General features: G+C 41.4%; 5 protein-coding genes. All 5 read left to right on the top strand.

Annotated elements, in window-relative coordinates:
- The first annotated feature begins 85 nt into the window (after positions 1–85).
- Positions 86–2,272 carry an AsmA family protein gene (locus tag AQPE_RS22120; RefSeq protein ID WP_318348657.1) on the top strand — a complete coding sequence of 729 codons (2,187 nt, stop codon included), beginning with the start codon at positions 86–88 and terminating at the stop codon, positions 2,270–2,272.
- Positions 2,273–2,435: 163 nt separating this feature from the next.
- The gene (locus AQPE_RS22115) at positions 2,436–4,379 is read left to right on the top strand and encodes an ABC-F family ATP-binding cassette domain-containing protein (RefSeq protein ID WP_318348656.1); all 1,944 of its coding nucleotides are present in this window, start codon (positions 2,436–2,438) and stop codon (positions 4,377–4,379) included.
- 87 nt (positions 4,380–4,466) lie between these two features.
- Positions 4,467–5,228 (top strand): 23S rRNA (guanosine(2251)-2'-O)-methyltransferase RlmB, encoded by a 762-nt coding sequence (rlmB, locus tag AQPE_RS22110; RefSeq protein ID WP_318348655.1) that lies wholly within the window; start codon positions 4,467–4,469, stop codon positions 5,226–5,228.
- A gap of 280 nt (positions 5,229–5,508) precedes the next feature.
- Positions 5,509–7,122, top strand: coding sequence for an ABC-F family ATP-binding cassette domain-containing protein (locus AQPE_RS22105; protein WP_318348654.1), 1,614 nt, complete (start codon positions 5,509–5,511; stop codon positions 7,120–7,122).
- Between the two features lie 978 nt (positions 7,123–8,100).
- Entirely contained in the window at positions 8,101–13,290 is a 5,190-nt protein-coding gene (locus AQPE_RS22100; protein WP_318348653.1) for a YDG domain-containing protein, read from the top strand.
- Positions 13,291–13,411 lie beyond the last annotated feature (121 nt).

The following is a 13,411-nucleotide window of genomic DNA, read 5'->3' as shown; positions in this document are numbered from 1 at the left end:
TTTGCTGAATTTTAAGGATTAATAATCAGATATTAGTATCGAATTTCAGCGAACCCTTTTTATATTTGCATCAAACATAACAGCCATGGCACGAGTTAAAAAAAGATACTTTGTTCTGGGAATTTTTGCTCTTCTGATCGTTTCCATTTTATTCTTTGCTTCAACTTTTACTAAAGATTACCTGGTTAAAAACAGCGAAAAACTTATTGGGCGAAAACTGACCATTGGCGAAATGCATTTCAACTACGCTAAAGTTGCTGTTCAGGTGAAAGATTTGGTTTTATTCGAAGCCAATAAAACTGATAGTTTTGCATCGTTTAGCGAATTTTACATCAATCTAAATCCATGGACCTTACTTTCAAGAGAATATTCTGTTTCAGAAATCAGGCTGACTAACCCGCGAATTCAGGTCATTCAGGATGGTGAAAAATTCAATTTCGACAGTCTAATGCCTAAAGAAGATAGCATTGCCGTTAAAGACACGACCCAAAAAGAATCGATTAAATTTACGATCAGGAATATTCAATTGATTGATGGAAAGGTAAAATACAACGACCTTCAAAAAAAGAATCAGGTTGAAATGGATAACCTAAACCTGGATCTGCCGCTGATTTCCTGGAATAACGAAAAATCGAACATGGGCATTGATTTCATGATGGGCAAAAACGGGAAGGTAAACATCCAGGCTACGGTTGATAACGTGAATAAAAAATATCAAATCGACCTCTCCACTCAAGACATTCAAATACAGCCGATAACAGGATACTTAACTGATTATTTTGACGTTAAATCGCTGAATGGATTACTTACCTCAAACCTGAAAATTGTGGGCGATATGAATGAAGTAATCAACATATCAATAACAGGAAAAGGTTCTGTTACCGCATTATCAGTCATTGATGGACAGTCGGAAGAAATCATTTCTTCGTCCAGACTTACAGCTAGCCTCAAGGACATTAACTTGAAAACGTTTCACTTCGGATTCGGAAAAATTGAAGCCAACGAGCCCCACATACTGGTCGTCCGCGAAAAGAAAATGATGAATCTGGAACGATTTCTCCTACCCTATTTCAGGAACGATTCCATCAGTTCTTCAGCAACAATAACAACAACAGCGGAATCAACGCCGGTAACTTACAGCATCGACACCATAAAAGTTAGCAACGGATTAGTTTCCATATCCGACAAAACGCTGAACAGACCTTTCTCTTACGAACTGAATGACTTAAGTATGACGATGTCGGGACTAACCGAAAGTGCCGACCGGATACCGGTTGAATTCAGCACCAAACTGAACAACAGGGGTGAACTTTCAGGAAAAACGGTTTGGAGTATGGTTGACATGATGAAACTGGAAATGGACGCGAAAATAAAACGAATGGATTTGATGAGCTTTTCGCCTTACACCGAATATTACGTTGCTTCGCCTGTTAAACAAGGATGGTTCAATTATGAACTTGGGTTGAAAATGTCGTCAACAAACCTTGTAAATACGAATAAAGTTAAAGTTGATGAACTTGAATTTGGTAAAAAAACAAAAGATACCACTGCGATGAAAGTCCCGGTACGACTGGGCCTGTATTTGATGAAAGATGCCAACGACGAAATTAAAATCGATCTGCCCGTTTCAGGAAATCCTTCAGAACCCAAATTCAAATTGGGCAGGCTTATCTGGAAAACCTTTGCCAACCTGATGGTTAAAACTGCGCTTTCGCCTTTTAAGGCATTGGGCGGATTAGCCGGAACAAATCCGGAATCGCTGGACAAACTATCTTATACTTTTGCACAGGATTCGCTCGATAAGGCACAACGCGATGAATTATCGCAACTGGCTGGAATTTTGAAAAAGAAACCAAATTTAATTTTAACACTGACTCAAACGGCTGATCCGGAGAAAGAGAAAAGCGAGATCGCTGTTCAGCTAACCAAAAGCGAATACCTGGCTACACAAGCCACCGATGCTGCTACACCAAAACTTAAAGCCGGCGAAATCAAAAATGACGATGCAAATTTACTGGCATTTATCCGGAAAACTATTCCGGCAGTTGACTCACTCGGAATTGAAAAAGCCTGCGAAAAAATAGTTGATGCTGGACGTATTGAAAGCCGGTTTCAGTCTTTACTTACTGAAAGAAATCGGTTGGTAAACGACTTTTTGACTGTAAATCAAGGTATACCCACTGAATCAATTCAGGTTACAACTGCCGATTTAAAAAACCTTGCGCAGGAATTAAAGGTTCCACAATTTAAGATTGAGGTTTCGATTAAATAAAAACCCCACCCAAACCCTCCCCAAAAGGGAGGGCTTAAAAAGCTAACTCGCATTCAAATTATCAAAAGAACGATCCCATTCTCCGGAGTCGGAAAAAGCCCCTCTCCGGGAGGGGTTGGGGAGGCTTTATTTTCATATCTTTGCACCCTCAATTTTATGATTTATGATTTCGGTTGATCAATTGGTTGTTAGTTTTGGTGGGTTCGAACTTTTCAAAGGAATTACATTACTGGTCAGTCCCAAAGACCGCATTGGATTAGTAGGGAAAAATGGTGCAGGAAAATCCACCCTACTCAAAATTCTGGCCGGACACCAGCAACCCAACGAAGGTGTTGTTTCTGTTCCATCTGATGTTCGTTTAGGTTATTTGCCCCAACACATGGAGGTTTTCGATGGCCGAACGGTTTTCGAAGAAGCGGTTACCTCATTCGAAGAAATTCTGGATTTGGAACGCCGCATCGAAGATCTAAACCACCAGATTTCAACACGAACCGACTACGAATCAGACGAATATCACCGTTTATTGGATCATGTAACCGAATTCAACGAACGTTTTCACATGTTGGGCGGCAACAATTTTGAGGCTGAAGTTGAGCGAACATTAATTGGCCTCGGATTTAAGCGAACTGATTTTACACGTCAAACTTCAGAATTCAGCGGCGGATGGCGCATGCGTATTGAACTAGCCAAGATCCTTCTGAAACGTCCGGATGTATTTTTGCTCGATGAGCCAACCAACCACCTTGATATTGAATCGATTCAATGGCTCGAAGATTTCCTACGGACATACAACGGAGCAGTGGTACTGGTTTCGCATGACAGGGCTTTTCTGGATGCCATAACCAACCGAACGGTTGAAATTACCCTCGGTCGTATATATGATTTCAAATCCAATTATTCTAAATATTTAATTCTTCGCAAAGAGCTGAAAGAAACTCAAATGGCAGCATACATCAATCAACAAAAAATGATTGCTGACACCGAAGAATTTATAGCCCGCTTCCGTTATCAGGCTACCAAAGCGGTTCAGGTGCAATCACGAATTAAAGCGTTAGATCGGCTCGAACGACTCGAAGTTGACGAGGAAGACAATTCAGCCTTGCGCATTAAATTTCCGCCCGCATTGCGCTCCGGAACAGTAGTTGCCGAAATCAGAGAACTGACCAAAAACTACGGAAAGCTCAATGTTTTGAAAGAAATTGATCTGACCATTGAACGTGGCGAAAAAGTGGCTTTTGTAGGCAAAAACGGTGAAGGGAAAACCACTCTGGCACGAATCATCATGAGCGAATTGGAATATGAGGGTGAAATGAAATTAGGGCACAATGTAAAAATTGGGTATTACGCACAAAATCAAGCCAATTTACTCGATCCTGAATTAACCGTTTTTGATACAATCGATCGCATTGCTGTGGGCGAGATCAGAACTAAAATCCGTAATATTTTAGGCGGATTTATGTTTTCGGGCGAAGATGCTGATAAAAAAGTCAAGGTGCTCTCCGGTGGAGAACGCTCGCGACTTGCTATGGTAAAACTGATGCTCGAACCGGTTAATCTGCTGGTACTCGATGAGCCTACCAATCACCTCGACATGCGATCAAAAGAGATACTTAAACAGGCTCTGATTGACTATGACGGAACAATCATCGTTGTATCGCACGACCGCGAATTCCTGGATGGACTTGTGAATTGCGTGTACGAATTCAAGGATAAAAAGGTAAAACAACATCTGGGTGGCATTTACGAATTCCTTCGGCGCAAGAAAATCGATTCGATGAAGGAATTGGAGAAAAAGGACTTACCTTTGAATCAGGAAGTTAAAATACAAAAAACTGAGGAAGCCGAGAAAGTAAGCTTTGATGAACGCAAGGAAATCAATAAAAACATCAATAAGCTTGAAAAAAGTATCGAAAAGAACGAATTGGAAATTTCCGGTCTCGAACAAAAAATAGCCGAAATGGATAAAACTCTGGCCGAAACCAATGGATCTGATCCTGAAATTTTCAAAAAATACGATCGATTGAAAAAAGAGCTCGAAAATAAAATGTACGAATGGGAAATTTTGCACGAGCAACTAGACGAGCTTAGTGCAAAGAAAACATGGTAAAAGAGTTGCGAGTTGCGGGATACGTGTTTCGGGAAATAACGTGCAACATAAATCATTAAATGATAATTCATCAATAATAACTAACAAATGTTCAAACGAGAAGATAAACCTGCCGACGATCTGGTATTTGGAATTCGTGCCGTAATCGAAGCCATTCAGGCCGGAAAAGAAATAGATAAAGTACTGATCAAAAAAGGATTGGTTGGCGATTTATTTAAGGAACTGTTCGACCTGATCCGCATTCGCCAGATTGCTTTTCAGTACGTTCCGATTGAAAAAATAAACCGGATTTCGCGTAAAAATCACCAAGGCGTGTTGGCATTTGTGTCGCCGGTGGCATTGCAACGAATCGAAGATATTATCCCAGCTATTTACGAAGCCGGTGAAACTCCATTTGTGTTGGTTCTCGATCAGGTAACCGATGTGCGTAACTTCGGCGCCATTGTGCGTTCTGCTGAATGTGCCGGAGTGAATGCCATTGTTATTCCCGATAAAGGTTCTGCCCGTATCAATGCCGATGCTGTAAAAACTTCAGCAGGTGCACTGCACTTAATTCCGGTGTGCCGCACCAGAAGCCTGAAGGAAACCGTTTCGTTCCTGAAAGAATCAGGACTAAAACTGGTAGCTGCCACGGAAAAAGCGACAGCAATTTATACCAATGTGAGCCTTACCGGACCAATCGCATTCATCATGGGTTCCGAAGATACCGGTATCGATCAGCGTCTGCTGGCTCTGGCCGACGAACAGGTTAAAATCCCAATATTGGGTAAAATCGAATCGCTCAACGTTTCGGTTGCGTCCGGATTGCTGATCTATGAAGTAATCAGACAGAGGGGATTGAATGAATAGCTCGATTTTAGTCATCCCGAATTTATTTCGGGATCTGATGTAAAATAAGTTAGATGCTGAAACAAGTTCAGCATGACAAGAATACAGTCACCCCGAATTTATTTCGGGGTCTGCTATTAATAGTTGATATCCTGAAACAAGTTCAGGATGACGAGTCAAGTTACATTTTACGCATCAGCAAGCTGATCTTTAAGAATTTATTAACCCGAAAAAATCCACAGGGCGGTAGAATATGCTACCTTTGTTGCCCTCAAATTTCAAGAATAAAAATATTTAGCGAATGATTACGGTTTCAAATTTGGCAATGCAATTCGGAAAAAAACCTTTGTTTTCGGATGTTAATTTAAAGTTTACCGCAGGTAACTGTTACGGTGTTATTGGTGCAAATGGCGCTGGAAAATCAACCTTTTTGAGAATAATATCCGGCGATTTAGATGCCACACGAGGCTCGGTTGTGATGGGTCCCGGCGAACGTCTTTCAGTATTGAACCAAAATCACCACGCATTTGACGAATATCCTGTTTTAGATACCGTTCTGATGGGTCACGCCGAACTTCTTCGCGTGCTAAAGGAAAAGGATGCACTGTATGCAAAAGAAGATTTTACCGAAGCCGACGGACTTTTAGCTGCTAAACTCGAAGACGATTTTGCTACCATGAACGGATGGAATGCTGAAAGTGATGCTGCCAGTCTGTTGAGTGGTTTGGGAATCAAGGAAGACATGCACTATACCTTAATGAAAGACCTGAACGGAAAAGAAAAGGTGCGTGTGTTGCTTGCTCAGGCTTTGTTTGGTAATCCTGATAATTTGCTGCTCGATGAGCCTACCAACGACCTTGACCTTGAAACCGTTCTATGGTTGGAAAATTACCTCTCGAACTGCCAGAATACAGTGATTGTTGTTTCGCATGACCGTCACTTCCTCGATAACGTGTGTACCGATGTGGTCGATATCGACTTCAATAAAATACGTGCTTTCTCCGGAAACTATACCTTCTGGTACGAATCGAGCCAATTGGCCTTGCGTCAGCAACAAAATCAGAATAAAAAAGCTGAGGAAAAGAAGAAAGAATTGCTTGAGTTCATTGCCCGTTTCAGCGCCAATGTGGCGAAGTCGAAACAAACGACCAGCCGCAAGAAGATGATCGAAAAGCTGAAAATCGAAGAGATTGAGCCTTCAACACGCCGTTACCCCGGAATCATTTTCCAACAGGAACGTGCAACCGGCGACCGCGTGCTAAACATCGAAAACCTCTCGTATGTTCAGGATGGTGAAGTGTTGTTTAAAGACATTTCGTTTACCATCGAACGCGGCGACAAAGTAGTGTTTTTGGCCAAGGAAGCCCGCGCGGTAACTGCATTCTTCAAAATCATCAGTGGCGAATTGGAGGCTACTACCGGAACTGTTGACTGGGGAGTTACAATTACCACTGCTTATTTGCCATCAGACAATACTGAATTCTTTACCAAGGACGAAACGCTTTACGAATGGTTGGGAAATTATTCAACCGATACCAGCGAAAACTTCCTGCGCCAATATCTGGGCAAAATGTTATTCTCAGGCGACGATCTTCAGAAGAGCGCTAAAGTCCTTTCAGGAGGGGAGAAAATGCGCTGTATGATCGCCCGTATGATGCTGGCGCATCCGAACACTGTTATTTTGGATCACCCAACCAACCATTTGGATATGGAATCGATTCAGGCTTTTAACAACAACATGAAAACATATCCCGGTCAGGTTTTAATGGCCGGACATGACCATGAGTTCATTGAATCGGTTTGTTCGCGCGTAATTGACCTGACGCCTAAAGGCGCTATCGACAAATACATGGATTTTGAAGATTACCTCACCGACGAAAAAATTAAAGCACAACGCGAAGAAAAATATAAATAACCTATTGTTTCTTTTACCAACAAAAGCCGTATCCGGAAATTTCCGATACGGCTTTTGTTTCATAGTTCTATCCCGATTTGAATTTTGATATCTGGAATTCCTTGTAAGTCCTGTTTTTCAACCAACGCCAAACTCAACTGATTATCAAAATATTACAAACCAAGTTCTAAACCGAAAATTTCAGATGTTATAAAATTATTATTCTGTTTAGAATAAAAAAAATCCTATTAATCTGACTATGTTTTACCTTTAAATAGTCGAACATAAAAATCATACTTAAACAATTTGAAAACGTCAAGTTTAAAGGGTAAAGAAATCGATGGTTATGTTTTACATTTGGGGTTCTAAAAAGCGATTCAAATTCCATAAATTACCAATTTTACTTCAAAGTCTTATTTTGCGATACTTCCAAAATATAGGTGAAAAATGGATTATATCTGAATTTTTCAAATATCTTACACATTAACATACAGGCATTTAAAAAAAATCACTTCGAAAATATCAAATTAGAGTATTCCAAGAATTGATATCTATACATTATTCTAATTATATTCTACTTTAAATGTGCATTAATGCATTTTCATGTTCAAAACCACTATTTGATCATTAGAAACACTCATTTGATAAATGGCTTGAATTCCAGGCATCTATCCTATCGATTTATTGTTTGGGTATTCATAACTTTATTTGCGAAGGTGATTTAATGCGTTGAAAACAAAGATATTCGCATTAATCATTTTTCAAATAATTAAAAAACCAAACAACTAATAAAGACAAGACAAACAAGCGAAAAACAACTATGCTAAACAAAACGAATTCTGAATATGGACGCATTGTGACCATATAAACTTCCAAAGCTTTTTGAATACGACCCCGGGGGAAACCCCAATACAACGAACCTGAAAGACAATCGGGTGACTACGAGCGATTACGATAAAAAATAGGTAGGAAATATAAGTTTAACTAAATCTAACATTTATGAAAAAACGTTTACTTCGATTAAAAAGCGTGCTTCTGCTCCCGATGCTCTTTTGGCTGCTGATGGCAATGAGTATGAATGGGATGGCGCAAGAGACACAAGACGAAATACCTCTTGTATTAGACGAATCCTCTGTTACTTATGAGCCGACAGTAATTACAAACAAGGCAGATTATGCACCAGGAGAAACAGTAACAATTTATGGAACTCATTTTGAAGCTGGAGAAACAGTTTCAATTGTTATTTCGCACATTGAGCCTAATATGCCATTAAGTTACCATTCACATGAATTGGCAACTGCAACTGCAGATGGCAATGGCAGTTTTACTGCGTATTGGTATGTAAACGACGTGGAACTCAACACCACACTACTTTTAATTGCAACTGGGGATAAAGAAAGTTTGGCAAGCACTGTATTTACTGATGCTGTTGACAGGCATGATATTTATTTTCAGGTTGACGGAATAGATGGTACATCTGTGACGGTTAATTGGTCAGGAACAAATCCTACTCCTAGTTCTTTTAGTGGCACAACAACATTTGTTGCGCCAGGACCGACCCAAAGTCCGCAAAAAGTTACCGTAGCAGCTAATACATCATTTTCATTTTCATTTCCTGAAATAACTGGATATACAATCAATACTTCATTACCAAGTCCATTTACAACAGGAGTTAAAAATGGCCATACAACTGTAATAGCAACTTATGTTGGATGTACACCGCCAACTATTAATTCATCTCTTAGTGGACAACCAGAAAACCAGTCAATCAATTATGGTGACAATGCAAGTTTTACCGTCGCTTCCAGTGGTACTACTCCGTTATCGTATAAATGGGAGATTAGTAAGAATAATGGAGTAAACTGGAGTAATGTTAGTGATGAAACATTTACAGGTTATGCAGGTATTACTGCTACCACTCTTAATATAACAAAGCCTGTTGTGCCCATGTCTGGTTATAAATACCGTTGTGTTGTTACCAATAGCTGCGGAAGTGCAACCAGTAATGGGAATGCTATGTTGACCATCAACGCCGCTGAACTGACCGTGACCGGCGCAAGCGTTACTACAAAATACTATGACGGAACTGCTGATGCTGCTATCACCGGAGCTACTTTAGCTGGTACAGTTTATAACAACGATGATGTCACCTTGGCAAATGCTACTTCTGGTACTTTTAATCAGATAACTCCAGGCTCAGGTATTTCGGTTGCAACTGCACCGATGACTCTGGCTGGTTTGACTGCCGGTAATTATCACCTGACTCAGCCAATCCTATCCGGTACCATCAACGCCGCTGAACTGACCGTGACCGGCGCAAGCGTTACTACAAAATACTATGACGGAACTGCTGATGCTGCTATCACCGGAGCTACTTTAGCTGGTACAGTTTATAACAACGATGATGTCACCTTGGCAAATGCTACTTCTGGTACTTTTAATCAGATAACTCCAGGCTCAGGTATTTCGGTTGCAACTGCACCGATGACTCTGGCTGGTTTGACTGCCGGTAATTATCACCTGACTCAGCCAATCCTATCCGGTACCATCAACGCCGCTGAACTGACCGTGACCGGCGCAAGCGTTACTACAAAATACTATGACGGAACTGCTGATGCTGCTATCACCGGAGCTACTTTAGCTGGTACAGTTTATAACAACGATGATGTCACCTTGGCAAATGCTACTTCTGGTACTTTTAATCAGATAACTCCAGGCTCAGGTATTTCGGTTGCAACTGCACCGATGACTCTGGCTGGTTTGACTGCCGGTAATTATCACCTGACTCAGCCAATCCTATCCGGTACCATCAACGCCGCTGAACTGACCGTGACCGGCGCAAGCGTTACTACAAAATACTATGACGGAACTGCTGATGCTGCTATCACCGGAGCTACTTTAGCTGGTACAATTTATAACAACGATGATGTCACCTTGGCAAATGCTACTTCTGGTACTTTTAATCAGATAACTCCAGGCTCAGGTATTTCGGTTGCAACTGCACCGATGACTCTGGCTGGTTTGACTGCCGGTAATTATCACCTGACTCAGCCAATCCTATCCGGTACCATCAACGCCGCTGAACTGACCGTGACCGGCGCAAGCGTTACTACAAAATACTATGACGGAACTGCTGATGCTGCTATCACCGGAGCTACTTTAGCTGGTACAATTTATAACAACGATGATGTCACCTTGGCAAATGCTACTTCTGGTACTTTTAATCAGATAACTCCAGGCTCAGGTATTTCGGTTGCAACTGCACCGATGACTCTGGCTGGTTTGACTGCCGGTAATTATCACCTGACTCAGCCAATCCTATCCGGTACCATCAACGCCGCTGAACTGACCGTGACCGGCGCAAGCGTTACTACAAAATACTATGACGGAACTGCTGATGCTGCTATCACCGGAGCTACTTTAGCTGGTACAATTTATAACAACGATGATGTCACCTTGGCAAATGCTACTTCTGGTACTTTTAATCAGATAACTCCAGGCTCAGGTATTTCGGTTGCAACTGCACCGATGACTCTGGCTGGTTTGACTGCCGGTAATTATCACCTGACTCAGCCAATCCTATCCGGTACCATCAACGCCGCTGAACTGACCGTGACCGGCGCAAGCGTTACTACAAAATACTATGACGGAACTGCTGATGCTGCTATCACCGGAGCTACTTTAGCTGGTACAGTTTATAACAACGATGATGTCACCTTGGCAAATGCTACTTCTGGTACTTTTAATCAGATAACTCCAGGCTCAGGTATTTCGGTTGCAACTGCACCGATGACTCTGGCTGGTTTGACTGCCGGTAATTATCACCTGACTCAGCCAATCCTATCCGGTACCATCAACGCCGCTGAACTGACCGTGACCGGCGCAAGCGTTACTACAAAATACTATGACGGAACTGCTGATGCTGCTATCACCGGAGCTACTTTAGCTGGTACAGTTTATAACAACGATGATGTCACCTTGGCAAATGCTACTTCTGGTACTTTTAATCAGATAACTCCAGGCTCAGGTATTTCGGTTGCAACTGCACCGATGACTCTGGCTGGTTTGACTGCCGGTAATTATCACCTGACTCAGCCAATCCTATCCGGTACCATCAACGCCGCTGAACTGACCGTGACCGGCGCAAGCGTTACTACAAAATACTATGACGGAACTGCTGATGCTGCTATCACCGGAGCTACTTTAGCTGGTACAATTTATAACAACGATGATGTCACCTTGGCAAATGCTACTTCTGGTACTTTTAATCAGATAACTCCAGGCTCAGGTATTTCGGTTGCAACTGCACCGATGACTCTGGCTGGTTTGACTGCCGGTAATTATCACCTGACTCAGCCAATCCTATCCGGTACCATTGAACAGAGACCTTTAACAGTAACTGCTATTGGAGTCTCCAAAATATACGATGGGAACACCAATGCAGCAGTGATGTTGAGTACTGATAAACTCAGTGCCGATGATGTAATAGCTGCATATACTTCAGCGTCATTTGATGATCCTAATGGTTCACTTGTAGGTACTAGTAAACCAATAACAGTATTTGGCATTTCAATTAGTGGCACTAAAGCATCAAATTATGCATTGCTAAATACTACAGCAACAACAAATGCCAACATTACAAAGGCTACCACTACGACCACACTTACTTTAAGTGCTCCAAGCGTTCGTTTTATGGATAATTTAACTATGACAGCACAAATAGTGCCAGCTGGATTCCATGTTCCTATGACAGCACTTACAGGTACAGTTCAATTCAAGATTGGCGGTGTTAATTATGGTGGTCCTATACCTGTAGTGCCAATTCCTGACGCTACTGACGGTTCGGTACAGGCTTCTTTGATACCTCAGGTTTCTAACTTACCTGGAAACTACACCGTTGAAGCAATATTTACCAGTACCAATCTAAACTATTCTGGTGATGATGATTCGAAATCACTTACAGTAAAGGCCAGAAATGCAAGTCCGTTTGAGGGAGATTTAGGTTTCTATACTGGAGATTTGTTTGTATGGACTACTGGACCAAACTCAAGTACAGGAACAATTCTTTTGGCAACTACAATAAAAGATTTGAATTCACCGAGAGGAGATTTAAGGGGCGCCAAAGTAACCTTCTATTTGGTTAACGGTTCTTCAATGACACCAATACCAAGTGCACAGAATATTCCGGTTGGTTTGGTTGATATCAATGATGGTTCAGTTGGAACTGCCAGTGCAATTATTCAATTGAATATAGGCTCTGCAAATGCTGCCAATTACCAGATTGCAGTGGGTATTTCAGGCGCATATTATAATGCTCCGGGAAGTTCAACAGCACAATCAATTGTTACTATATCAAAACCAGTTCCTGGCGGATATATGGTAACAGGAGGAAAGATTAAGAATCTGAATTCATCAGGATATATCAAAGGTCAAACAAATTTGTATACAGATTTTGAATCAGATATCCAATTTACGAAATCAGGTACCAATCCAAAAGGGAAAACTACTGTAATGATACGTAGCTATTATAAAACTGATGGGACATTGGATGCAACTCTGCATACTTATATAATCACAACGAATGCTATTGCTTCTTTGAACGTGGCAAATCCTCTTGCAACAGCTACATTCAGTGCAAAAGCAAACTTGGTAGAACAGCTGGAAGATGGCAGTACAATTAACATTGAAGGTGGAGCGGCATTCCAAATGGTTGCATTTCAAAATGCATGTGACAAACAAATTGCTATTACATTGAATCGTAAAGCAGGTGGTATATGGTTTTCAAGCAATTGGTCGGCTACTAAAACTGCTCTCCAACCGATATATGCTGGTGAGGTTTCAGTTGCAGGTGGTGGAACTTGTACAACTAATCTAAGTGCACCTGTATTAAAAGTAGCTGAAATCATACCTGAAGTTGTCCTAGAACCTACACTCAAAGTTTATCCAAATCCGTTTACCGAACGCTTAAACATTGAGTTTAGCTCGGCAAACGATACACAAGCCTTTTTGGAAATTTACAGCATTACCGGCGCTAAACTGGAAACACTGTTTAATGGCCCGGTAGAAGGTGGTGTATTCTACAAAGTTGAATACGTTCCAAATCTGGTAAGCAGCCAGATGGTACTTTACAAACTGACTATGGATGGAAAAACCCAGGTTGGTAAAATGATGTACAACGAACGAAGATAATCTCTAGCATTCGTGAAAAAGCAGTCCACAGATTAATTTCCAACGGACTGAAAATCAGGCAGGCGTCCAATCGGGCGCCTGCCTTTATTTTTATCGTCCTGCAAACATGCTTCACGGCCCG

The organism is Aquipluma nitroreducens (assembly GCF_009689585.1).
GTDB classification, from domain to species: Bacteria; Bacteroidota; Bacteroidia; order Bacteroidales; family Prolixibacteraceae; genus Aquipluma; species Aquipluma nitroreducens.
Note: the sequence above shows the minus strand (reverse complement) of the source record. Positions and strands in the feature narration are given on the sequence as shown.

Bases quoted from the DNA above. Each gene is read 5' to 3' on its own strand.
- AQPE_RS22100 (WP_318348653.1), top strand. From the start codon at position 8,101: ATGAAAAAACGTTTACTTCGATTAAAAAGCGTGCTTCTGCTCCCGATG.
- AQPE_RS22120 (WP_318348657.1), top strand. From the start codon at position 86: ATGGCACGAGTTAAAAAAAGATACTTTGTTCTGGGAATTTTTGCTCTT.
- AQPE_RS22115 (WP_318348656.1), top strand. From the start codon at position 2,436: ATGATTTCGGTTGATCAATTGGTTGTTAGTTTTGGTGGGTTCGAACTT.
- rlmB (WP_318348655.1), top strand. From the start codon at position 4,467: ATGTTCAAACGAGAAGATAAACCTGCCGACGATCTGGTATTTGGAATT.
- AQPE_RS22105 (WP_318348654.1), top strand. From the start codon at position 5,509: ATGATTACGGTTTCAAATTTGGCAATGCAATTCGGAAAAAAACCTTTG.